The following is a 22,639-nucleotide window of genomic DNA, read 5'->3' on the forward strand; positions in this document are numbered from 1 at the left end:
TTCAGGCGAGACCGAGGGCGCGGGCGACCGCGTCCGGCTGCTCGACGTGGGCGAAGTGCCCGCACGCGTCGAGCAGCACCGTCCGCGTCTGCTGCACGATCGCACGCAGGGCGTCGAGGTCCGACCGGCGGGCGAACACGTCGTCGCGCCCGGCGATCGCCGTGACCGGGACGGCGACCGCCCGCCAACGCTCGAGGTCGTAGCGCGCGGCGGCACGGGCGGCGTCGACGAAGCGGGTCGGCCGGAGCTCCTCGACGAAGGCGTCGAGGACGCTCGGGTCCAACCGCCGGACGGCGGTGAACACCGGGGCGGCGAGCAGCGGCAGGAGTCCCACCCGCGCGCACCCGCGCAGGATCGGTCGCCCGGCCTCGCCCGTCACGGCGAGTCCGGCGCGCAGCAGGGTGAAGGCCGGCAGGGTGCGCAGACCGCGCAGCGGGCGGCGTGCCGCGGCGGCGGTCGCGACGGTGGTGCCGGAGACCAGCGCCACCGAGCGCACCCGGTCCGGTGCGGCCACGGCGAGGTGCATGCCGACGAAGGCCCCCATCGAGTGCCCGACGACGTCCACGGTCGGCACCGCGAGGGCGTCGAGCACCGTCGTCAGCACGCGGGCGACGTCGTCCAGGTCGAACGGGCCGTCGGGTGCGGGAGAGGACCCCCACCCGGGCAGGTCGACGAGGACGAGGCCGCGGTCACCGACCCCGTGCGCCGCGGTGAGCAGCGGTGTCCAGGTCGACCAGGAACCGGCCACACCGTGCAGCAGCAGGAGCGGCTCCGGGCCGGGCCGGTGGTGCACGACGACCGGTCCGGTCGCGGTCGGCACGACGCTCCGACGCAGCCGCCACGTGTCCGGCGTCGGCGACACCGGGTACGGGGCGTACGCGGTAGGGGCGACCACGCGCGGTCGCGGGTCGCTGTCGGTGGCGTGCACCGGGCCTCCTGTCCGACGCGGGAGCGTCTCGGAGGGATTCGGAACGCTAGCCGACGGGGACGGGTGCGGAGCAGGCGGCGAGCCGGTCGAGCGCCGCCCTGTACTCGGCGACGTCGCGCTGGAGCCCGGGCTCGGTGATGATCGACGCCTTGATGCGGCCCTGGACGTCGATGACGAAGGTCGCGCGGGTGGCGAAGCCCTTGTGCTCGAGGAACACGCCGTACTCCTTCGAGACGGCGCCGTGCGGCCAGAAGTCGGCGAGGAGCTCGAAGTCGTAGCCGTTGACCTCGGCGAAGGAGCGCAGCGTCGCCTTCGAGTCGACGGAGATGCCGATGAGCTCGACACGCTGGTCCTGGAACATCGCGACGTTGTCCTGCAGGGCGCAGAGCTCGTTCGTGCAGTTCGACGAGAACGCGAGGGGGAAGAAGACGAGGGCGACGGGGCGGGTGCCGCGGAAGTCGCTGAGTCGGACGTGCTCGCCGAACTGGTTCGGGAGCTCGAAGTCCGGCGCGAGTGAGCCGATCTCCAGTGCCATCGGTGCGTGTGCTTCTTCCTCGGGCGTCGGGTGTGCCCGTCGGTCCGTGCGCTCGCGGGTCGCGGACGCACGATCGGCAATCGTACGCCGACGTCACCCGAATGCAAGCACCCGTCCACGTGCACGACACCATCAGCATCGCCGTCGGTGCTGGGGCCTAGAGTGGACGGGGCCCCAGCCGGTCGTGACCCGACCACCGGAGCCGCCATGTCCACCACCACGAGAACGAACGAGGTCAAGGGTGACGGTGAACGACCAGGACCCGTACAGCACCGGGGCGAACGACCAGGACCCCGAGGAGACCGCCGAATGGCGTGAGTCCCTCGACGGACTGGTCGCGACCCACGGCCACCAGCGCGGTCGCGAGATCATGCTGAGCCTGCTCAAGCGGTCCAAGGAACTGCACCTCGGTGTGCCGATGGTCCCGACGACGGACTACGTGAACACCATCGCGCCGGAGAACGAGCCGGAGTTCCCCGGGGACGAAGAGCTCGAGCGCCGCTACCGCCGGTGGATCCGCTGGAACGCGGCGATCACGGTGCACCGCGCGCAGCGGCCGGGCATCAGCGTCGGCGGCCACATCTCGACGTACGCGTCGAGCGCCGCCATGTACGAGGTCGGCTACAACCACTTCTTCCGCGCGCAGGACCACGAGTCCGGCGGCGACCAGGTCTTCTTCCAGGGCCACGCATCCCCCGGCATGTACGCCCGTGCCTACATGGAAGGGCGCCTCGGCGAGGACCAGCTCGACGGCTTCCGGCAGGAGAAGTCCCACGCCGGCGGCGGCCTCTCGTCGTACCCGCACCCGCGCCTCATGCCGCACTTCTGGCAGTTCCCGACCGTGTCGATGGGCATCGGTCCGATCAACGCGATCTACCAGGCGCAGCAGGCCAAGTACCTGTCGAACCGCGGCATCAAGGACGCCTCCGACCAGCAGGTCTGGGCCTTCCTCGGCGACGGCGAGATGGACGAGGTCGAGTCCCGCGGGCAGCTCCAGGTCGCCGCGAACGACGGCCTCGACAACCTGAACTTCGTGATCAACTGCAACCTGCAGCGTCTCGACGGTCCGGTCCGCGGCAACGGCAAGATCATCCAGGAGCTCGAGGCGTTCTTCCGCGGTGCGGGCTGGAACGTCATCAAGGTCGTCTGGGGCCGCGAGTGGGACGACCTGCTCGCCCGCGACACCGAGGGCGCGCTCCTCAACCTGATGAACCAGACGCCGGACGGCGACTACCAGACGTACAAGGCCGAGAACGGCGCGTACGTCCGCGAGAACTTCTTCGGGCGCGACCCGAAGGCGCTCGAGCTCGTGTCGGACTACTCCGACGACCAGATCTGGAACCTCAAGCGCGGTGGCCACGACTACCGCAAGGTCTACGCCGCGTTCAAGGCCGCGACCGAGCACAAGGGCCAGCCGACGGTCATCCTGGCGAAGACGGTCAAGGGCTACGGCCTCGGCCCGAGCTTCGAGGGCCGCAACGCGACCCACCAGATGAAGAAGCTCACGCTCGACAACCTCAAGCAGTTCCGCGACGAGATGCGCATCCCGATCTCCGACGCCCAGCTGGAGGAGAACCCCTACACGCCGCCGTACTACCACCCGGGCAACGACGACGAGGCGATCCAGTACATGCACGAGCGTCGTCGCGCGCTCGGCGGGTACGTGCCGGAGCGCCGCACCAAGTACACCTCGATCACCCTCCCCGAGGACTCGAAGTACCAGGTCGTCAAGAAGGGCTCCGGCAAGCAGGAGATCGCCACCACCATGGCGTTCGCCCGTCTGCTGAAGGACCTGCTGCGCTCGCCCGACTTCGGCGACCGCGTGGTGCCGATCATCCCGGACGAGGCCCGCACGTTCGGCATGGACGCCTACTTCCCGACGGCGAAGATCTACAACCCGAACGGCCAGCACTACACGTCGGTCGACCGTGAGCTCCTCCTGGCCTACAAGGAGAGCCCGCAGGGCCAGATCATCCACGTCGGCATCAACGAGGCCGGTGCCCTCGCGGCGTTCACCGCCGTCGGCACCTCGTACTCGACGCAGGGCGAACCGCTCATCCCGGTCTACGTCTTCTACTCGATGTTCGGCTTCCAGCGCACCGGCGACGCGATCTGGGCCGCCGGTGACCAGATGGCCCGCGGCTTCATGATCGGCGCCACCGCCGGTCGCACGACGCTGACGGGCGAGGGCCTGCAGCACGCCGACGGCCACTCGCTGCTGCTCGCGACGACGAACCCGGCCGTGGTGGCGTACGACCCCGCGTACGGCTACGAGATCGGGCACATCGTCAAGGCCGGCCTCGACCGGATGTACGGCACGAACGAGGACGGCAGCGCGAAGCACGCCGACCCGAACGTCATGTACTACCTGACGGTCTACAACGAGCCGATCGTCCAGCCGGCCGAACCGGAGGGCGTCGACGCCGAGGGCATCGTCAAGGGCATGTACCTGCTCAAGCCGAGCGAGCACGACGGGCCGAAGGCCCAGCTGCTCGCATCGGGTGTGGCGGTGCCGTGGATCCTCGAGGCACAGCAGCTGCTGGCCGAGGACTGGGGCGTCTCCGCCGACGTCTGGAGCGTCACGAGCTGGGGTGAGCTCTACCGCGACGGTCTCGACGCGGAGCAGCAGGCGTTCCTCAACCCGGGCGAATCGCCGCGTACGCCCTACGTCACCGAGCGCCTGCTCGGCACCGAGGGCCCCGTCGTCGCCGTGAGCGACTTCATGCACGCGGTGCAGGAGCAGATCCGTCCGTTCGTCCCGACCGACTACGCCACGCTGGGCGCCGACGGCTTCGGCTTCTCGGACACCCGTCCGGCAGCCCGCCGCTTCTTCCACATCGACGGCCCCTCGGTCGTCGTGCGGACGCTGCAGCAGCTGGCGAAGCAGGGCAAGGTCGACCAGGCACTCGTGCAGCAGGCGATCGACAAGTACCGGCTGCACGACGTGACCGCCGGCACCACGGGCAGCGCCGGCGGCGAGAGCTGATCACCCGGTGACGACACCCCGCACCGACCCTGCCGGAGCCCAGCAGAGCGACCGCGAACGCGCGCTCTCCTGGCTCCGGCAGGTGTCGGGCGAACTCTCGACCGCGACGATCAAGCGCCTCGAGGACACCCTGCCGTGGTACAGCGAGATGCCGCCGGGGCGTCGCTCCGCCGTCGGTCTGGTCGCCCAGGCCGGCATCACCTCGTTCATCAGCTGGCTCGAGGGCACCGCGTCGACGCCGTGGATCGCGGCGGCCGACGTCTTCGGCTCGGCACCGCGTGAGCTCCTCCGCTCGGTGAGCCTGCAGCAGACCCTGCAGCTCATCCGCGTCGTGGTCACCGTGGTCGAGGAACGCGCCGCCGACGACGAGATGCTGCAGGAGGCGATCCTCAAGTACTCGCGGGACATCGCCTTCGCCGCCGCCGACGTCTACGCCCGGGCGGCCGAGGCCCGCGGGCTGTGGGACGCCCGGCTCGAGGCGCTCGTGGTCGACTCGATCCTGTCCGGCGAGTACGACGACGAACTGCCGTCCCGCATCGCCGCCCTCGGGTGGCACGGCCACGGCGAGGTCGCGGTGCTCGTCGGCACCGCGCCGAAGCAGCTCGAGGTCGACCAGGTCCGACGCACCGCACGCCACCTGGACGCCGACGTGCTCGTCGGGGTGCAGGGCTCGCGGCTCGTCGTCGTGATCGGCCGGGCCACCCCGCGCGACGACGTGCCCGAGGGTGAGGAGCCCGTCTCCTTCACGACCATCGCGCAGGCCCTCGAACCGCTGTTCGGTGAGGGCCACCTCGTGCTCGGCAACGAGGTCCCCGGTGTCGTCGACGCGTCGACGAGCGCCAAGGCCGCCCTGGCCGGCTTCGCCGTGGCACGGGCGTGGCGCGGGGTGCCGCGTCCGGCCCTCGCCGACGACCTGCTGCCGGAACGTGCACTGGCCGGCGACCCGCTCGCCCGTTCCGCCCTCGTGCAGCGCATCTACGTCCCGCTCAAGGACCAGTCGACCGAGCTCCTGCAGACCCTGTGGTGCTACCTCGACACCGGTCGGTCGCTCGAGGCCACCGCCCGTGAGCTCTTCGTGCACCCGAACACGGTGCGATACCGCCTGCGGCGCGTGGCCGACATCATCGGGTGGGACGCCACGCACGCCCGCGACGCCCTCATCGTGCAGTCCGCCCTGATCCTGGGTGCGATGTCCGAGTCGGCCGCCGGTCGCCGGCGCACCGCGCCGCGCCGCTGAACAGGACCGCTGCGCCGGACCGCCGCGCTGGACTGCACCGGTGCGCCGGACTGAGGATCACCACAACGTCCCGCGGGGTTTCGTGTCGGATGTCCACACGAGCCCCGCGGGCCATCGGCGACAGGATTGTCCGGTGATCGTCGTCGTCGCGCCCGGACAGGGCTCCCAGACCCCCGGCTTCCTCGCCCCCTGGCTCGAGGACGCCGCCGTCCGTGAACGAGTGGGCCAGTGGTCCGAGTCCATCGGGGTGGACCTCGCCGCGCACGGCACGACCTCCGACGCGGACACCATCAAGGACACCGCGCTCGCCCAGCCCCTCATCGTCGCCGCCGGTCTCGTCACCGCCGACGCGCTGCTCGCCGACGGTCGTCGCGGACTGGTCGGCGGTGTCGCCGGACACTCGGTCGGCGAGTTCACCGCCGCCGCCGTCGCCGGCGTGCTCGAGCCGACCGACGCGGTCGCCCTCGTCGCCGCACGCGGGCGGGCGATGGCCGACGCCGCGGCCCTCGAGCCGACGTCGATGGCCGCCGTGCTCGGCGGGGACGCCGACGCCGTCGCCGCCGCCCTCGACGCACACGGGCTCGTCCCCGCGAACCACAACGGTGGCGGTCAGACCGTCGTCGCCGGCGCCGCCGACGCCATCGCCGCCCTCGCCGCCGACCCGCCCGCGCGGGCCCGCGTCGTGCCGCTCGCCGTCGCCGGGGCGTTCCACACCCGGTACATGACCTCCGCCGTCGCCCGCGTCGCCCCGGTGGCCGCAGCCGCCACCGTGCACGACCCGACGCTGCCGATCTGGACGAACGCCGACGGCTCGCGCGTCGACGACGGCCGCCGCTTCGTCGACCTCATGGTGCAGCAGATCGCGAACCCGGTGCACTGGGACGCCGTCATGGAGTCGTTCGCCGCCGCCGGCGTGACCGGCATCGTCGAGCTCGCCCCCGCCGGGGCCCTCGTCGGCCTCGCGAAGCGCGGCCTGCGCGGCACGCCGACCGTCGCGATCAAGACCCCCGACGACCTGCCCGCCGCGATCGACCTGCTGCAGCAGGCGGCCGACGAGACCGGATCCACCCAGGAAGCAGACGCAACCGCATGACCGACGTGACCGACCCGACCGACGCCACCACGGGCCTCCCGTCCGGAACCGCGGGCACGACCGGCGCCGCACCGACCGGGCGACCGCTCCTGCAGCAGCGCCGCGGCCACGAGTACACCCGCATCCTCGCCTTCGGCGCGGCCCGCGGCGAGAACGTCGTGCCGAACGACGACCTCGTCGGACCGATCGACTCGTCCGACGAGTGGATCCGCCAGCGCACCGGCATCATCACGCGCAAGCGCGCGGGGCGCGACGTCGAGGCAGTCGACCTGGCCGAGACCGCCGCGCGCGAGGCCATCGAGAAGGCCGGGCTGCGCCCCGAGCAGATCGGCGTGATCCTCGTCAGCACGGTGTCGCACACGGTGGCGACCCCGTCGCTCGCGTCGCTGCTCGCCGAACGCATCGGCGCGACGCCGGCCGCGGCCTACGACATCAGCGCCGCGTGCGCGGGGTACGCCTACGGCATCGCCCAGGCCGACTCGTTCGTGAAGTCCGGCATCGCCGACCACGTGCTCGTCGTCGGCGCCGAGAAGCTCAGCGACCTCGTCGACCCGACCGACCGCTCCATCTCGTTCCTGCTCGGCGACGGCGCCGGTGCGGCGGTCGTCGGCCCGAGCGACTTCCCCGGCATCGCGCCGACGATCTGGGGTTCCGACGGCTCCAAGTGGGACGCCATCGGCATGACGGCCACCTACAACGAGTGGGAGGCCGGCGCACCCCGCCCGACCATGCGCCAGGCCGGCCAGACGGTGTTCCGCTGGGCGGTGTGGGAGATGGTCAAGGTCGCCCGACAGGCGCTCGAGACCGCCGGCGTCACCGCGGCCGACCTCGCCGCGTTCGTCCCGCACCAGGCGAACATCCGCATCATCGACGAGTTCGCCAAGCAGCTCGGCCTGCCCGAGTCCGTGATGATCGCCCGCGACATCACCACCACCGGCAACACCTCCGCCGCGAGCATCCCGCTCGCCACACACCGCCTGCTCGACGAGCACCCCGAGCTGTCGGGCGGTCTCGCCCTGCAGATCGGCTTCGGCGCCGGCCTGGTGTTCGGCGCGCAGGTGGTCGTCCTCCCCTAGCCCATCCATCCGGTCGCCCGGCAGCACCACCGCCGACGCGACCAGGTCGCCCCGGCAGCACCACCGCCGATGCGACCAGGTCGCTCCGGCACCGCGGGAGCGACCACCCGATCAGCCTCCGGGCGCGAGTGCCACTCGTGCCCTAGGCTGGTCCACGGTCAAACGACACCCCCCAAGGAGAAACTCATGGCCCTGTCCAACGAAGAAGTCCTCGCCGGCCTGGCCGAGCTGATCAACGACGAGACCGGTATCGCCACCGACACCGTCGCCGCCGACAAGTCCTTCACGGACGACCTCGACATCGACTCGATCTCGATGATGACCATCGTCGTGAACGCCGAGGAGAAGTTCGACGTGAAGATCCCCGACGAAGAGGTCAAGAACCTCAAGACCGTGGGCAACGCGGTCGACTACATCGTCAAGGCCCAGGCCTGACACGAGCTTCCTGAGCGCCGCGGCCCGCGGGTCCCCCTCGGCCGCGGCGCTCATCTCGTTCACCCCAACGAAAGAACCCGTCGTTCATGACCAAGAAGACCGTCGTCGTCACCGGCATCGGTGCGATCTCACCGCTCGCAGCGACCGCCCCGGAGACGTGGGAAGCGCTGCTCGCCGGCAAGTCCGGCATCACCCGCATCGAGGACCCGCGCTACGCCGAGCTCGAACTCCCCGTCGAGTTCGCCGGTCAGGCACGTCGGTTCCTCACCGACCAGCTCACCCGTCCGGAGTCGAAGCGCCTCGACCCGTCGTCGCAGCTGTCGCTCGTCGCCGCACGTGAGGCCTGGGCCGACGCCGGCATCGACGCCGAGTCCGTCGTCCCCGAGCGCCTCATCGTCGACTGGGCGACCGGCATCGGGGGCGTGAACACCCTGCTCGACGCGTGGGACACCCTGCGCGAGAAGGGCCCGCGCCGCGTCCTGCCGATGACGGTCCCGATGCTCATGGCGAACGGCCCCGCCGCCGCCATCGAGATGGAGTTCGGTGCCCGAGGTGGCGCCCGCACCTACCTGTCGGCGTGCGCGTCCTCCACCGAGTCCCTGGCCGAGGCGTACCGCCACGTCGCCGACGGCGACGCGGACATCGTCATCACCGGTGGCGCCGAGGCCGCCCTGCACCCGCTGCCCCTCGCGGCCTTCGCGGCCATGCAGGCCCTGTCGCGCCGCAACGACTCCCCCGAGACCGCGTCGCGTCCGTACGACGTCACGCGTGACGGCTTCGTGCTCGGCGACGGCGCAGCAGCGCTCATCCTCGAGTCGAAGGAGCACGCCGAGGCACGCGGCGCCACGATCTACGCCGAAGTCGCCGGAGCCGGCATCACCTCCGACGCCTTCCACATCACCGCGCCGGACCCCGAGGGCAGCGCCGCCGCCCGCGCCGTCATCACCGCGCTCGAACACGCCGGCGCGAGCCGCGAGGACGTCGTCCACGTCAACGCGCACGCCACCTCCACCCCGGTCGGTGACGTCGCCGAGTACCACGCGATGCGCCGGGTCTTCGGCGACCACCTCGACGACGTCGTCGTGTCGGCCACCAAGGCCTCGACCGGGCACCTGCTCGGTGGCGCCGGTGCGATCGAGGCGGTCTTCACCGTCCTCGCGCTGCACGAGCGCGTCGCCCCGCCGACGATCAACCTGAACGACCAGGAACCGGAGATCGTCATGGACGTCGCGCGCGAGCCCCGGCCGCTCCCGTCCGGCGACCTGCTCGCGGTGAGCAACTCGTTCGGCTTCGGTGGGCACAACGCCGTGGTCGCGTTCCGCAGCGTCTGATCCGTCACACCCGGCCAGGAGGCCCGCCCCGCGTCGTCGGGGCGGGCCTCCTGTCGTTCCCGGGCCGGGTCGGCGCGGGCGTCGGCGGTGGGTGGTGGGTGCCGAGTGGTGGGTGCCGCGAAAGCGACAGGTGCACGCGAACTGTTCGCCGAAGACTGTCGCTTCCGCGAGCAAGACGGCGGCGGCGGCTCGGGAACGAGCCTCGACGAGCGCTGCGGACCGCGCCCGGAGCCGGACGCCGTGGGTGCCGCAGAAGCGACACTGCTCCCGGTCCCGACGGCGACGGTGCCGTCAGAGCGACAGGCTCCCGCGAACTGTTCGCCGAAGACTGTCGCTTCCGCGAGCAAGACGGCGGCGGCTCGGGAACGAACCTCGACGAGCACTGCAGACCGCGGTTCCGGGAGGACGCCGTCGGTGTGCCGCAGAAGCGACACTGCTCCCGGTCCTGACGGCGCCGGTGCCGTCAGAGCGACAGGTGCACGCGAACTGTTCGCCGAAGACTGTCGCTATCGCGAGCAAGACGGCGGCGGCGGCTCGGGTACCAACCTCGACGAACGCTGCGGACCGCGCCCGGAGCCGCACGCCGTCGGTACCGCAGAAGCGACACTGCTCCCGGTCCCGACGGCGACGGTGCCGTCAAAGCGACAGGTGCACGCGAACTGTTCGGCGAAGACTGTCGCTTTTGCGAGACCGGACGAGACCGGACGCCAGACCGAACACGACCGAACGGGACCAGCCCGCGGTCAGCCGACCCGGTGCAGCCAGACGACGGGGTTCCCCTCGGCGGCGTGGCGGAAGGGCTCGAGCTCGTCGTCCCAGGCCTGGCCGAGCGCCAGCCGGAGTTCGCGGTGGAGTTCGAGGGCGTTGCTGCCGGCGACCTCCATGGCGTAGCGGACGCGGTCCTCGGGGATGACCATGTTGCCCGTGACGTCGGTCTGGGCGTAGAACACCCCGAGGTCGGGCGTGTGCATCCACCGACCGCCGTCCGATGTGTCGGTCGGTTCCTCGGTGACCTCGTACCGCAGGTGCTCCCACCCGCGCAGCGCCGAGGCGATCGCGGCACCCGCGCCGACCGCACCGGACCACGTGAACTCCGTGCGACGGGCGCCGTCCTGCGCCGGCTGGTCGAGCCACGAGAAGTTCACGGCACGGTTCATGGCGCGACCTGCTGCCCATTCGACGTGCGGGCAGAGCGCGCGTGGTGCGGAGTGCACGTAGAGCACCCCGGTCGTCGTTCCGTTCACGGTTCCTCCGATACGTCAGGTGCGACTTCCCCATCGACCTGCTGTGTGGAGGATCCGTGGGCCGAGCGGCCGCGGAACCATCGGTATCCGATTGTGATGTCCGAGAAGGACACGCCCATTATGCAGCGTCCCCGCTGGGAACGGCAAGGACCGCAGCGACCCTAACCGACCGGTGCGCGACGACACCGCCGCCGTCAGTGCAGGACGGCGCCGTCCGCGTCGACGGGGTGGCGCTCCCCCGCGGCGATCGGCACCGGCACGCGGTTCTCGGGCGGCGGGATCGGGCAGGCGAACTGGTACGAGAACGCGCACGGGGGCAGGACGAGCAGGTTCCAGTCGAGCTCCACCGACGCGGCGTGCCCCGGGTCGTCGAGGTACAGGAACCGACCCATCGAGTACGAGCTGCCGGGGTCGTCCTCGGGCAGGGCGCTCGTGGCGTCCTGCACGATGAGCTGCAGGCGGGCAGCGCCGCGGAACGCGGCCGACCGGACCGCGACGAACCGCACGGTCGTCGTGCCGAAGGCCGTCTCGACGTGCCCGGCGACCGGGAGCGCGTCGCCGGCTGCGTCGAGGACGCTGCCCCGGGCCTCCTGGTCGTCGCCGTCGTCGACCGGCACGTAGCTGCCGGTGGTGACCACGTCGTCGGACCGCGCGAACCGGGCGATGCCGGCGAAGCGGCCGATCGGCTCGGCGCGCGGGTCCCAGACGCGCAGCGTGGACCCGGAGACCGTGCCGGCCATCCCGTCGGGGAAGGCGACCTCGGACGGGACGACCGCGGTGTCGCCCGCGACGAGCACGGTGCCGTCGACCGGGACCCCGTCGACCACGACGCCGTCGTCCGCCGTGGCCGTGACCGTCAGGCCGCCGGACGCGGGCGCCCAGGTGCCCGGCACCGGCCAGACCGGCTGCGGCAGGTCGACGCGCTGCGCGTTGACGAGCGCGAGCGGGCCGCGCGGACCGCGCGCCCACCGGTCGCGACCGGCGACGTGCTCGCTGAACGCGGCGTCGGTGGTGCCGGTCATGCCAGTTCCTGCCGCGGGTAGATGACCTTCTGCACGATGATGATCACCGACGCGGCGACGGGCAGGGCGACGAGGGCGCCGAGTACGCCGCCGATCGTGCCGCCGGCGACCGCGGCGATGACCACGAGGGCGCCGGGGACCTGCACCGCGCGGGACATGATGCGCGGCGAGATGAGGTAGGCCTCGACCTGCATGTACACGAGGTAGTAGACCGCTGCGGCGAGGGCCGTCACCGGTGAGGCGAACAGGCAGAGCACCGAGATGACGACGGCGGCGCTCAGGGTGCCGACGAGCGGGATGAGCGAGCCGAGGAACGCGAACGAGGCGAGCAGCACCGGCAGCGGCGCGCCGATGATGAGCAGCCAGCCGAGGCTGAGCACGCCGTTGATGAGCGCCTGCGAGACCTGCCCGACGACGTAGCGGCCGACCGCCTGGGTGATCTGCTCGCTCACGTCGATGAAGTTCTCGCGTCGCGACGCCGGCACGAACCGGTAAGCGGCCCGCTTCATGCCGCGCATCGAGGCCAGGAAGTACAGCATGAGGATGAGCACGATCAGCGCGCCGGTCACCCCGGACAGGATGCCGCTGCCGACGGCGAGGATCCCGCCACCGACGCTGAGCAGGTTGCCCGGGTTCTCGACGAAGGTCTGCGCCGAGTCGAGGGCGTGGTCGATGTCGAAGGACCCGGCGAGCTGCTTCGACAGGTCCTGCACCCACTGCTGCTTCGAGATGTCGTCGACGATCTCGGGGAAGTTCTGGATCAGGTTCGTCGCCTGCTCGACGAGGATCGGGACGACCGCGAGAACGACCCCGGCGAACGCGGCGAGCACGCCGACGACGACGATCGTGATCGCCGCCCAGCGCGGGATGACCCGCTCGAGGAACGAGACGAGCGGGTCGATGCCGAGCGCGAGGAAGAGGGCGACGCCGATGTAGACGAGCACCGTGCTCAGCTCGTGGATGATCGAGCCCGCGAGCAGCGCGACGAGCACGCCGATCGCGCCCATGAACCCGAGGCGGAAGGCGTTCACGCGCACGCCGGTGCCACCTCGCGTCACCTCGAAGGTGACGTTCGGTGTGGGGCCGACGCCGTCGGGGTCGTCATCGCGCTTGCGTTTCAACTGCACGTGGGGCGGGCGGGACTTGAACCCGCGGATCGTTCGGTTATGAGCCGACTGCCTTGACCAGCTTGGCTACCGCCCCCGGAAGCCGTCAGGCCACCGTTTCCCCACGATACAGCGCCTCGAAGGTCGAGAGCGTGCGGTTGATGTCGTGTGCCTCGATCATCGCGAGGCTGCGGTCACGCATGGCGGTGTAGTCGGCGTCCGACGCGGTGAGCACGGCCTCGAGCTTGGCGGCGAGGTCGTGCTCGTCGCCCGGGGCGAACAGGTACCCGTTGCCGTCGATGAGGTGCGGCAGCGCCATCGAGTCGGCCGCGACCACCGGCAGCCCGGAGGCCATGCCCTCGAGCGACGAGATGCTCTGCAGCTCGGCGGTCGACGGCATCGCGAAGACGGTGGCGTTCGTCAGGGCGGTGCGCTTGTCCTCGTCGGAGACGAACCCGAGGAACCGGACCCGGTCCTCGAGGCCGAGCTCCTTCGCCAGTGCCGTGAGCTTCGGGATCATCTCGCCGTCGCCGACGATCGACAGCGTGGCGCCGAGCGAGCCGGGCAGCAGCGCCATCGCGCGCACCAGGACGTCGAGGTTCTTCTCCGGCGCGACCCGGCCGACGAAGACGACGTCGTTGCCCGGCGGGCGTCCCGGACGGGCGACGTAGCGGGTCGCGTCGATGCCGCAGGAGATCGCGAGCACCTGCTGGCCGGCGATGGCCCGGCGCAGGTAGTCGGCGGCCAGGTTCGTCGGGGTCGTGATGGTGTCGGCCTGGCGGTAGGTCTTCGCTGCGTCGTTCCAGGCGATCTTCAACGCGATCGGCAGGGTCCACTTGCCGAACGGCGTGTACTCGAGCAGGTTCTCGGGCATGAAGTGGTTCGTGGCGACGACGCGGATGCCGCGCTCCTTCGCCTCGTGCACGATGCCGCGGCCGATGACGACGTGCGACTGGATGTGCAGGACGTCGGGCCGCACGGCGTCGAGGATCGGGCCGGTCCACTTGCGGACGCTCCACGGCCAGACGAAGCGGAGCCAGGCGTGCAGCGGCCACTTGTAGGACTTCAGGCGGTGGACGACGAGGGTCACGCCCTGGTGCTCCTCGTCGAAGGTGCCGTGGTGGCTGCTCGACGCCGGGGCGACGACGTGGACCTCGTGCCCGCGCTCGGCGAGTCCGACGGCGAGCTGCTCGGCGAACGTCGCCGCGCCGTTGACGTCGGGCGGGAACGTGTCGGCGGCGATCATGACGCGCAGGCGGCGGGTGTCGCCGGTCGCGTCCGTCGGTCCGGGGGCGGCGGTGGTGGCGTCTCCTGACACGGCGGGCGTCGTCCTCTCATGGGGGAAGCGGGTCGGTCTGGAACGCTAGCGCACCAGGATCGACGCCCGCGTCAGCCGCGCGGCGGATGCGGGCGTCACGGAGCACGCACCTCGGCGACGGGGCACGCGGCCCCGCGGGTCAGCGCCGGGCTTCCGGGTGGTGCTTCGCGAGCAGGAACACCCCGGTGATCGCGATGGCCGCCGCGACGACGAACCCGGCGACGGCGAACCACGGCGCCCCGGCGGCCTCGTCGAGCACGACGACGCCGATGCCGACCGCGACGATCGGGTCGATGACGGTGAGGCCCGCGATGACGAGGTCGGCAGACCCGCTCGAGTAGGCGTTCTGCACGAAGTACCCGCCGAGCGACGCCGCGACGACCACGCCGACGATGGCGAGCACCGTCAGCCAGTCGAACGTGCCGTTCACGAACCGGTTCAGCACGACCTTCGCCAGGGTGGCCACGAACCCGTAGAGGACCCCGGCCCCGGCGATGTAGTAGAGCGCGTTGCGGTGCTTCGCCACGAGGCGGAAGGTCGCCAGCACGAGGACGAGCACGACGGCGAGCACCACCAGGACGGTGACGAGCTGCTGCCGGGTGATGGCGCTCTCGTGCCCGACGAAGGCGGCGATGCCGACGAAGATGCCGACGCCGATGATGCAGGTCCAGACCGCGCGCCGTGCCGCCTGCCCGAGCGGGACCCCGGACGACCGCGAGGAGAACCACGTCGTGATGACGAGGGCGACCGCGCCGAGCGGCTGCACGACGATGAGCGGTGCGTTCGTGATGCTGACGAGCTGCAGGACGACGGCGATGCCGAGCATGAGGGTGCCGAGGACCCAGTAGCCGCTCGACAGCAGCCCGACGACGTGCCGGACGCTCAGGCCCTTCGACTGCCGACCGAGGCGCGCCTCGACCCGCTGCACCCCGCGGCTCTGGAACTGGGCGCCGAGCGACAGGAAGACCGCGCCGATCAGGGCGACGGGGATCATGAGCGCCTGGAAGGGGGTCAGGTTGTTGACCGCATCCGGCAGCTGGAGGTCCGTCGTCACGCGTCGAGGCTACCGTCCGCCGCCGGATAACCTGGGTGAATGGCCGTTCTCCCGATCCGCATCACCGGCGAACCCGTCCTGCACGAGCGTGCAGCCGAGGTCACCGCGTTCGATGACGACCTCCGCACGCTCGTCGCCGACATGTACGAGACGATGGACCTGGCCCCCGGTGTCGGCCTGGCCGGCCCGCAGGTCGGCGTCGGCAAGCGCCTCTTCGTGTACTCGTACACCGACGACGACGAGGTCCTGCACCGCGGCGTCGCCGTCAACCCCGTGCTGTGGACGACGCCCCCCGTCCCCGAGTCCGTCGAGGAGCTCGACGAGGACGACGAGTCCGAGGGCTGCCTGTCGATCCCGGGCGAGCGCTTCCCGCTGCGCCGGTCCGAGGGCGCCCTGCTGCGTGCGGTCGACGAGCACGGCGAGCCGTTCGAGGTCGAGGCCCACGGCTGGCTCGCGCGCATCTTCCAGCACGAGTACGACCACCTCGACGGCTGGCTGTACGCCGACCGCCTCGTGCACCCGTACGGCAAGCAGGTCGCGAAGGCGATCCGCAAGAGCAGCTGGGGCGGCCCCGGCCAGTCGTGGCTGCCGGGTCGCGACCACCCCGAGGGCTGACGCCCGCTCGAGCACCCGACGGGCGACCGGGAGGCCCGGCTCAGCCCCGGTACGTGATGAGCGCGTCCCGCAGTCGGTCGGTCTCCGGGTGCCCGGGGCAGTACCGCAGGAGCGCTGCGGCGAGCTGCGCCCCGCGCCGCGTGGTCACCGCGGTCGTCCACGGTGCGGTGCCGGTGTCCGCGCACGTCGCGGCCAGCTCGACGAGGGTCGCGGCCCCGCCCGCGGCACGCACCGCGGCCTGCTGCTGCTCCGAGGGCACCGAACCGGTGAGCCGGTGCGCCGTGCACGACGACCGCTCGGCCTCCCACACCGCGGAGTAGGTCGTGTAGCGCTCGCGGTCGCCGCCGTCGTCGTCGCACTCGAAGGCGAACACGACGGGTGACGCGCCGTCGCTGACGACGCTCTCGGAGCCGGTCGGCCCCTCGGTCGGATCAGCGTCGGCTCCCTGCCCGCTGCAGGCCGCGAGCACCGTCACGAGCAGCACGCCGAGGAGCGCGGCACGGGGCGGACGGGATCGGAGCACCTGAGAACGCTAACAGCAACACGCCGACAGGACCCGCACGGTCGGTCCTGCCATGATTGACGGAGCCCTGCGCCCTGGAGGTCGTCATCCCCCGTCTGCACTCCCGTCCGCTGCGCGGCACCGCCTTCGTCGTGGTCGCCGCCGCAGCGCTGTTCGTCGCGTTCTGGCACCTGGGGCGCGCCACGATCGTGAACGACGAGTTCATCTACCTGCGGGCGAGCTGGGCCTACGTGCACGGCGACTTCTCGCTCAACCTCGAGCACCCGCCGACCGCAAAGTACCTCTACGGCATCGCGCAGCTCCTCGTCGGTCAGGGCCCGCTCGGTCCGCGGCTCGTGGCCGCGGTCGCGATGCTCGCCACCGGTGCGGTGCTGTTCGTCTGGCTCCGGCGCGAGGTCGGGTTCTGGACCGGGCTGCTCGCCGCGGGCGCCTGGTGGCTGACCCCGCGTGCCGCCGGGGCCACCTGGGCCGACGCCGGGTCGGTGATCGGCGCTCGAATCGACCGGTTCGCGATGCTCGAACCGCTCATGGTGTTCTTCGCGGTGGCGTCGCTCGCGGCCGCCTGGCGCTGGATGCGGACCGGCAACCGCTGGTGGGTCGCCGCGGCCGGGGCCCTGCTCGCGTTGTCCGTCACCTCGAAGGTCTCCACGGCGGTCCTGGTCCTCGCGATCGGGGCGCTGCCGCTGCTGGCGCGCCGCTGGAAGGACCTCGGGGTCGGGGCGCTCTGGGGCGGCGTGCCGTTCGTCGTCGTGTTCGTCCTGCTCTACCTGCCGGTCGGGCTGTTCTCCGCGCTCGGGCACATGCTCGCCTTCCAGGCGCAGCAGAACGCGCACGGCCACCCGACGACGATCCTCGGGACCGTGTTCGAGCGCGCGCCGTGGTGGGCGAACTTCGCGTTCCTGTTCGCCGGGACTGGCTGGTTGCTCCTCGGCCTGCTCGTGGTCGGGGTCGTCTGCGCGCTCGCCGTCCGCCCCGACCGGCTCGTGGCCTACCTCGGCATCGCCCTCGGCGTGTTCCTCGTGTTCTACGTCGTCGTCGCGAACGTGTCGCTCCCCTACTACTACGACGCGTGGATGCCGCTCGTCATCGCCCTCGCGGCGATCGGGTACGCGCGCCTGGCGTCGGTGCGACCGCCGCTCGGTCGCGTGGCGGCACTCGTGCTCGTCGCCGGGCTGCTCGTCCCGGTGGGGCGGCTCGGGGTCGCCGTGGCCGAGACCCGGCCGAGTGGGATCGCCCTGCTGACCGACGCGCTGACCGTCCGGGGGCACGGCACCGAGGGCGTCCTGTTCAGCCGCTTCAGCGCGAACACGTGGCGCATCTACTTCGGGGACCGCGGCTCGATGCGACCGGAGAACGGCCCGTTCGACGCCGTGGTGGTCGGCTCGGACACGCGCCGGACGATGCCCGCGCAGGTGCGGACGTTCCTCGACGAGCACGCCGACGAGCTCGAGCACTTCCGGCTCGACTACCTCGACGTCTACGTGCCGGAGCAGGGCACGATCGTCGACAACAACGTCGACGGCACCCTGAGCATCGAGCGCTGACGGACCACCGCCCCGGCGTGCGGGGTCGCACTCAGCCCGTGGGACCGCTGACGGTCACGACCACGGGGACCTCGAGCCGGCCGCCGAGCCGCGCGTCGGTCTGCAGCCGGCACCGCACGGTCGTCTCGCCGACGGCGGCGGTCACCACCCGGTCGGTGCAACGCGGTGCGGTCACGCCGGTCGGCAGCGCGAGGCGCAGGACGGTGCGGACCGGCCGGCCGTCGGGGCTCCGGAGCGCGATCGGCGGGGGGTCCAGGAGCGTGTCGGGGGCGTCGAGGTCCTCGATCCGTGCACCGGACAGGTCCGCCCCGTCGAGCTCGGCCCCGTCGAGCCGCGCGGACGACAGGTCCGCGGCGGACAGCCGGGCGTCGCGGAGGTCGGCGGCGCGCAGGTCGGCCGCGTGCAGGTCGGCGCCGCGCAGGTCCGCCCCGCGCAGGTCGGCCCGGCGCAGGTCCGCGCCGTAGAGCACGGCGTCCGACAGGTCGGCGGCGCGCAGGTCGACCCGCTCGAGCTGCGCGAGCCGCAGGTCCGCGGCGGCCAGGTCGACGCCGGACAGCCGCGCCGCCCGACAGGACGTCGCGACCTCGGGGCCCGGGGCGGAGACGACGGCGCAGCCGCCGACCTCGTGCACGCTGCCGCCGTCGCTGCCCGGCCGCAGGAACGCCGCGACCCCGATCGCCGCGACGAAGGCGACGGACGCGATCCCGACGACCACGCCCCGCACACGCGGGCGCCCGGTCACGGGTCGACCCCGGTCAACCAGTGCGGCAGCACCTCGAGCGCCCACCCGGAGTACCAGGCGGCCGAGCGTGCCGACGGGAAGAACGCGCTCACCGGGTTGTACAGGACGAAGAGCGCCGCGAGCACGACGCCGACCACGACCGTGAGCACCACCCGTGCCCGTCGCGGCAGGCGGCGCAGCCACGAGTGGACCCCGACGAGCACGACGGCGACCGCGAGCGGCATCGCCGGCAGCAGGTAGCGCCCGGAGAACGCGTACGTCTGCCCGAGGTTCACCATCGTCGCGGCGTTGAAGCAGAGGACCGCGAACACGTAGGTGCCGGCGACGGCCGCGCACCACGCGAGCGCCGGGTTCGCGAGCACGCGTCGCAGCTGGGTGGCGGCGACCACGGCCGCGACGAGGACGGCCACGGCGCCGGCGAGCACGACCGCGGGCTCCGGCTGCCACGGCAGCGACGCACCCCAGAAGAAGAAGAGCGACTTGAAGTACGTCGCGACCCACGAGCCGAGGAACGCGACCGGGTCGAACGGCGGGAGCGTGCCGGCCACCTCGGCGAGCTCGTGCGCCCTCGTCGCCGCGTAGTTGCGCCGGAAGATCGCGTAGTCCATGCAGTCCGCGCGCGTGTGCAGCGCGGTGCAGGACGGGTTCACCGCGTGGAACTGCAGCAGGTTCACCCCGAAGCGCTCGACGGCGAGGGCTGCCAGCACACCACCGACCACGACGAGGGTCGCCGTCGCCCACGGCCGCTCCCGCGCGCCGCGGACGGTGCGTGCCACCGGCTGCCGCAGCCAGGTCCAGCCGTCCGCCCGGTAGCGCAGCAGCACCGCGAAGAACCCGCCGGCGAGCACGAAGGGTGCCTGCGAGTACTTCAGGAGCAGCGCGGCGAGGGCGGCGACGACGAGCCAGCCGAGGGTGCGCAGCCGGCCGCCGCGGACGAACCGGACGGCCACGGCGGCGAACACGAACAGCGCGGCCATCGCCGGACCGTCGTAGCTGACGGTCGCCGCCTGCCAGGCGAACCGGCCGGTGAAGGCGGTCGCGACGACGGCGAGCAGCCCGATCGACGTCGGGACACCGGCGCCGCGGAACAGCGACCGGAGCGCGACGAGCCCGAGGGCCGTCCACAGCACGTCGACGGCCCGGAGTACGACGACCACCTGTTCGTACCCCAGGCCGAGGCCGAGCGCGACCCGTGCCGGGAACGACATGAGGTAGTGGTACAGGTACAGGGGCGAGCGGACGAGTTCGCCCATCCAGAGCTGGGACGTGTCCATCCGGTCGAGGAACGGCCCCGCACCGAGCGGGCGCTCGGCGTAGAGCAGGATGTTCCAGACGTGCCCGCGCTCGTCGGGAGCAGCGGTGGCGTGCACGTGGAAGACCGCGGCGAAGCCGAAGCCCATCAGCACGAAGACGACGAGCACCACGACGAAGGCGGCTCGCGAGGACAGCACCCGGTCGAGGCGGGCGGCGACCCCCGTGCCGGCCCGCCGGCCCGGGCGGGCGTGCAGCGGCACCCGAGTCATTGTCATAGCAGGGTAAATGCTATCGCGGAGTCCGATCGCGCCCCCGAGCGGCGGCGGCGCCGACCGGTCGGAAACCCAGGAAGCCCGGCAACCCAGAAGCCCCGGCGACGCAGAAGGCCCTCACCCCGGAGGGTGAGGGCCTGTCGCTCCCCGAGTTGGACTCGAACCAACAACCTGCCGGTTAACAGCCGGCTGCTCTGCCAATTGAGCTATCGAGGATCACTGTCCGCTGGCGAATGACGTGCGAACAACGGGTAACAGCATAGCAGTACCGCGAGGCCCACCGCCGCATCGGACACGCCGCCCGGGCGCGCCGCGACCTCGCAGCGGGGCGCGGCGGGCCGTTCCGCCGCTCAGTACCCGGCGGCCGGGTCCACCACGCCGACGAACCGGTCCGCGCTCCGGCCGAGGAACGCCGTCGTGTTGAGGCGGATCCGCTCGGCGAGCAGCGGGCCGACCATCTCCGGCGTGTCCGCCTGGTGGGGCGTGATGAGCGCGCCCGGCTCGGACCACAGCGGGTGGTCGTCCGGCAGCGGTTCCGGATCGGTGACGTCGAGACCGGCCGCGGCGATCTCGCCCGCGCGCAGTGCCGCCACGAGGGCGTCGGTGTCGACCAGGCCACCGCGGGCGATGTTCACCAGTCGTGCGCTCGGCTTCATGAGGCCGAACTGCCGCTCCCCCAGGAGCTTCGTCGTGCCCGAGGTCATGGCCGCCGCGACCACGACGACGTCCGCGTCGGGCAGCACCTCGTCGAGGCGGTCGGTCGTCACGGTGCGTGACGCACCCGGCACGGGGTCGGCCGAGCGCCGCACGACGGTCACGTCGACGTCGAACGGGGCCACGAGCCGCAGGTACTCGACGGCGATGCCGCCGGCGCCGATGACGACGATGTTCCGGCCGTAGAGCGAGACGCCCTCGGGCTCGGTGGCCCACGAGGTCGCCCGCGCCCGGCGCTGCAGCACGCGGAGCGTCGCCAGCGTGAGCGCCAGCGCGTGCTCCGCCACCGGCTCGGCGTAGGCGCCCTTGGCCGAGGTGAAGAGCACCCGGTCGCCGTGCTCCTCGATGAGGTGCGCGAAGGCGTCCACGCCGGCGAAGGGCAGCTGCACCCAGCCGATGCCGGGAGCGGTGTCGAGGGCGTCGGCCAGGCCGGCCGGGTCGTGCGCGTCGAGCCAGACGACCCCGCGGGTGTCGGCGTCGAGCGGCGCGACGGTGCCGCCCGCCTCGGTCACGGCGGTGACGTGCAGGTCGGTCGGCTCGGGGAGCACGGCGACGGGGCCGGGGGTCGGGACCTCGACGGGCAGCGCACCGCCGCCGGTCGGCACGACGGCGCGGTGGCCGCGGCTGGACGGGTTCACGGGGTCTCCTGTCGCTCGGCGCGGGGGCCGGTACCGGCGGTGACGGGCGCGTTCCCGGCCGCGACCGGTCGGCGCGGCGCCGACGAGCGGCGCGGTGCGGTGGGTGCCGGACGACGCTTCACGCCGCGCGCGGCCGTCGCGGCCAGGGTGCGGACGTAGGGGTCGACCGGGTTGTCCAGGACCTCGTCGAAGGTGCCGAGCCCGACCAGGCGCGCGTCGGACATCACGGCCACCCGGTCGGCCAGGGCCCGGGCCTCGCGCAGGTCGCTCGACACCACGACGGCCGAGAAGTGCCGGTTCCGCTGCAGGGTCGCGAGGGCCTCGAGCACCGACTGGCGGACGAGCACGTCGACACCACGGGCCGGTTCGTCGGCGACGAGCAGCTGCGGCTCGAGCACGAGCGCCCGGGCGAGGGCGACGCGCTGGCGCTGCCCGCTCGAGAGCTCCCACGTGTTCAGGCGCATGATGCCGAGCGGCAGGTGCACGGCGTCCACGAGCCGCGCGACGATGAGCCCGGCCTCGCGGCGGTCGAACCGGCGGTCCCTGGCGTAGATCGGCTCGGCGATCGCCTCGCCGACGGTCAGGTCGGGGCTCAACCGGTCGGCGCCGTCCTGCGGCAGGTAGCCGATGCGGCCGCTCAGGCGCTCCGCCTTGCGCGAGGACGCGCGCAGGCCGCGGGTCTTCTGTCCGAGCACCGTCAGCTCGCCGCCGACGATGTGCCGGCGCAGGGCCCCCTCGCCCTCGCCGTGGGCGCCGAGTTGACCGGCGATCGCGGCGGCGAAGGTCGACTTGCCCGAGCCGGACTCCCCCAGGAGTGCCAGGATCTCACCCTGGCGGACGGTCAGGCTGACGCCGTCGACCGCCCGGATGGTCTCGGCGCCGCGTCCGCCCCGGTACTCGATCGAGACGTCGTCGGCGACGACCGCCGGTCCGTTGACCGCGATCATGGATCCCCTTCCACGCCGCCCCCTG

General features: G+C 72.3%; 20 protein-coding genes and 2 tRNA genes. 8 read left to right on the forward strand and 14 right to left on the reverse strand.

What is annotated here, in order from left to right; translation table 11 throughout:
- Window position 1 precedes the first annotated feature (1 nt).
- Both BIU97_RS06725 and BIU97_RS06730 read right to left on the reverse strand, forming a co-directional pair.
- Window positions 2-928: an alpha/beta fold hydrolase gene (locus BIU97_RS06725; protein WP_083420833.1), complete on the reverse strand. Its 927-nt coding sequence runs from the start codon at window positions 926-928 to the stop codon at window positions 2-4.
- Between the two features lie 46 nt (window positions 929-974).
- A complete protein-coding gene (locus BIU97_RS06730) occupies window positions 975-1,463 on the reverse strand; it encodes a peroxiredoxin (protein WP_071254803.1) in 489 nt (162 codons plus the stop codon).
- A gap of 241 nt (window positions 1,464-1,704) precedes the next feature.
- Between BIU97_RS06730 and aceE the strand changes: the two genes are divergently transcribed.
- The 6 genes from aceE (at window position 1,705) to BIU97_RS06760 (ending at window position 9,621) form a co-directional block, all read left to right on the forward strand.
- A complete protein-coding gene (gene aceE / locus BIU97_RS06735; RefSeq protein WP_071254800.1) occupies window positions 1,705-4,449 on the forward strand; it encodes a pyruvate dehydrogenase (acetyl-transferring), homodimeric type in 2,745 nt (914 codons plus the stop codon).
- A 7-nt stretch (window positions 4,450-4,456) separates the two neighbouring features.
- Complete coding sequence (locus tag BIU97_RS06740) at window positions 4,457-5,686, forward strand: PucR family transcriptional regulator (RefSeq protein ID WP_071254797.1); 1,230 nt, start codon at window positions 4,457-4,459, stop codon at window positions 5,684-5,686.
- A 133-nt stretch (window positions 5,687-5,819) separates the two neighbouring features.
- A complete protein-coding gene (locus tag BIU97_RS06745) occupies window positions 5,820-6,779 on the forward strand; it encodes an ACP S-malonyltransferase (RefSeq protein ID WP_071254795.1) in 960 nt (319 codons plus the stop codon).
- The gene (locus tag BIU97_RS06750; RefSeq protein WP_254782929.1) at window positions 6,776-7,855 is read left to right on the forward strand and encodes a beta-ketoacyl-ACP synthase III; all 1,080 of its coding nucleotides are present in this window, start codon (window positions 6,776-6,778) and stop codon (window positions 7,853-7,855) included. The genes BIU97_RS06745 and BIU97_RS06750 overlap by 4 nt, the downstream gene beginning before the upstream one ends.
- Before the next feature lie 186 nt (window positions 7,856-8,041).
- Entirely contained in the window at window positions 8,042-8,290 is a 249-nt protein-coding gene (locus tag BIU97_RS06755; RefSeq protein WP_017886710.1) for an acyl carrier protein, read from the forward strand.
- Between the two features lie 86 nt (window positions 8,291-8,376).
- Window positions 8,377-9,621 carry a beta-ketoacyl-[acyl-carrier-protein] synthase family protein gene (locus BIU97_RS06760; protein ID WP_071297272.1) on the forward strand — a complete coding sequence of 415 codons (1,245 nt, stop codon included), beginning with the start codon at window positions 8,377-8,379 and terminating at the stop codon, window positions 9,619-9,621.
- Between the two features lie 743 nt (window positions 9,622-10,364).
- Here BIU97_RS06760 and BIU97_RS06765 read toward each other — a convergent pair.
- From BIU97_RS06765 to BIU97_RS06790, 6 genes are all read right to left on the reverse strand, one after another.
- On the reverse strand, window positions 10,365-10,865 hold the full coding sequence (locus BIU97_RS06765; protein WP_071254789.1) for a DUF3145 domain-containing protein: 501 nt from the start codon (window positions 10,863-10,865) through the stop codon (window positions 10,365-10,367).
- A gap of 194 nt (window positions 10,866-11,059) precedes the next feature.
- Complete coding sequence (locus tag BIU97_RS06770) at window positions 11,060-11,887, reverse strand: DUF1684 domain-containing protein (protein ID WP_071254786.1); 828 nt, start codon at window positions 11,885-11,887, stop codon at window positions 11,060-11,062.
- Complete coding sequence (locus tag BIU97_RS06775) at window positions 11,884-13,014, reverse strand: AI-2E family transporter (protein WP_254782930.1); 1,131 nt, start codon at window positions 13,012-13,014, stop codon at window positions 11,884-11,886. Before BIU97_RS06775 ends, BIU97_RS06770 begins: the two co-directional genes overlap by 4 nt.
- Window position 13,015: 1 nt before the next feature.
- Window positions 13,016-13,090 (reverse strand) — tRNA-Ile (locus tag BIU97_RS06780).
- 9 nt (window positions 13,091-13,099) lie between these two features.
- The gene (locus BIU97_RS06785; protein ID WP_071254780.1) at window positions 13,100-14,311 is read right to left on the reverse strand and encodes a glycosyltransferase; all 1,212 of its coding nucleotides are present in this window, start codon (window positions 14,309-14,311) and stop codon (window positions 13,100-13,102) included.
- A gap of 139 nt (window positions 14,312-14,450) precedes the next feature.
- Window positions 14,451-15,365 carry a multidrug DMT transporter permease gene (locus tag BIU97_RS06790; protein WP_175472191.1) on the reverse strand — a complete coding sequence of 305 codons (915 nt, stop codon included), beginning with the start codon at window positions 15,363-15,365 and terminating at the stop codon, window positions 14,451-14,453.
- 39 nt (window positions 15,366-15,404) lie between these two features.
- On the opposite strand from BIU97_RS06790, the gene def reads away from it, so the two are divergent.
- Window positions 15,405-15,980: a peptide deformylase gene (def, locus tag BIU97_RS06795; protein WP_071254778.1), complete on the forward strand. Its 576-nt coding sequence runs from the start codon at window positions 15,405-15,407 to the stop codon at window positions 15,978-15,980.
- 40 nt (window positions 15,981-16,020) lie between these two features.
- On the opposite strand, the gene BIU97_RS06800 is transcribed toward def, so the two are convergent.
- Window positions 16,021-16,503, reverse strand: a complete 483-nt coding sequence (locus BIU97_RS06800) for a hypothetical protein (RefSeq protein ID WP_071297273.1) — start codon at window positions 16,501-16,503, stop codon at window positions 16,021-16,023.
- Between the two features lie 56 nt (window positions 16,504-16,559).
- On the opposite strand from BIU97_RS06800, the gene BIU97_RS06805 reads away from it, so the two are divergent.
- The gene (locus tag BIU97_RS06805) at window positions 16,560-18,047 is read left to right on the forward strand and encodes an ArnT family glycosyltransferase (protein ID WP_071297274.1); all 1,488 of its coding nucleotides are present in this window, start codon (window positions 16,560-16,562) and stop codon (window positions 18,045-18,047) included.
- A gap of 31 nt (window positions 18,048-18,078) precedes the next feature.
- Here the strand turns inward: BIU97_RS06805 and BIU97_RS18255 are convergent, their stop codons facing one another.
- The 5 genes from BIU97_RS18255 to BIU97_RS06830 form a co-directional block, all read right to left on the reverse strand.
- Entirely contained in the window at window positions 18,079-18,789 is a 711-nt protein-coding gene (locus BIU97_RS18255; RefSeq protein ID WP_254782931.1) for a pentapeptide repeat-containing protein, read from the reverse strand.
- Window positions 18,786-20,318 carry a hypothetical protein gene (locus BIU97_RS18325; protein WP_139195932.1) on the reverse strand — a complete coding sequence of 511 codons (1,533 nt, stop codon included), beginning with the start codon at window positions 20,316-20,318 and terminating at the stop codon, window positions 18,786-18,788. Before BIU97_RS18325 ends, BIU97_RS18255 begins: the two co-directional genes overlap by 4 nt.
- A 140-nt stretch (window positions 20,319-20,458) precedes the next feature.
- Window positions 20,459-20,531: transfer RNA gene (locus tag BIU97_RS06820), tRNA-Asn, on the reverse strand.
- A 134-nt stretch (window positions 20,532-20,665) separates the two neighbouring features.
- Window positions 20,666-21,667, reverse strand: a complete 1,002-nt coding sequence (locus BIU97_RS06825) for a D-isomer specific 2-hydroxyacid dehydrogenase family protein (RefSeq protein WP_083420834.1) — start codon at window positions 21,665-21,667, stop codon at window positions 20,666-20,668.
- Window positions 21,664-22,614, reverse strand: coding sequence for an ATP-binding cassette domain-containing protein (locus tag BIU97_RS06830; protein WP_071297277.1), 951 nt, complete (start codon window positions 22,612-22,614; stop codon window positions 21,664-21,666). Before BIU97_RS06830 ends, BIU97_RS06825 begins: the two co-directional genes overlap by 4 nt.
- Between the last annotated feature and the right edge of the window lie 25 nt (window positions 22,615-22,639).

The sequence above is a fragment of the Curtobacterium sp. MCBA15_009 genome, assembly GCF_001864895.1.
Lineage (GTDB): Bacteria > Actinomycetota > Actinomycetes > Actinomycetales > Microbacteriaceae > Curtobacterium.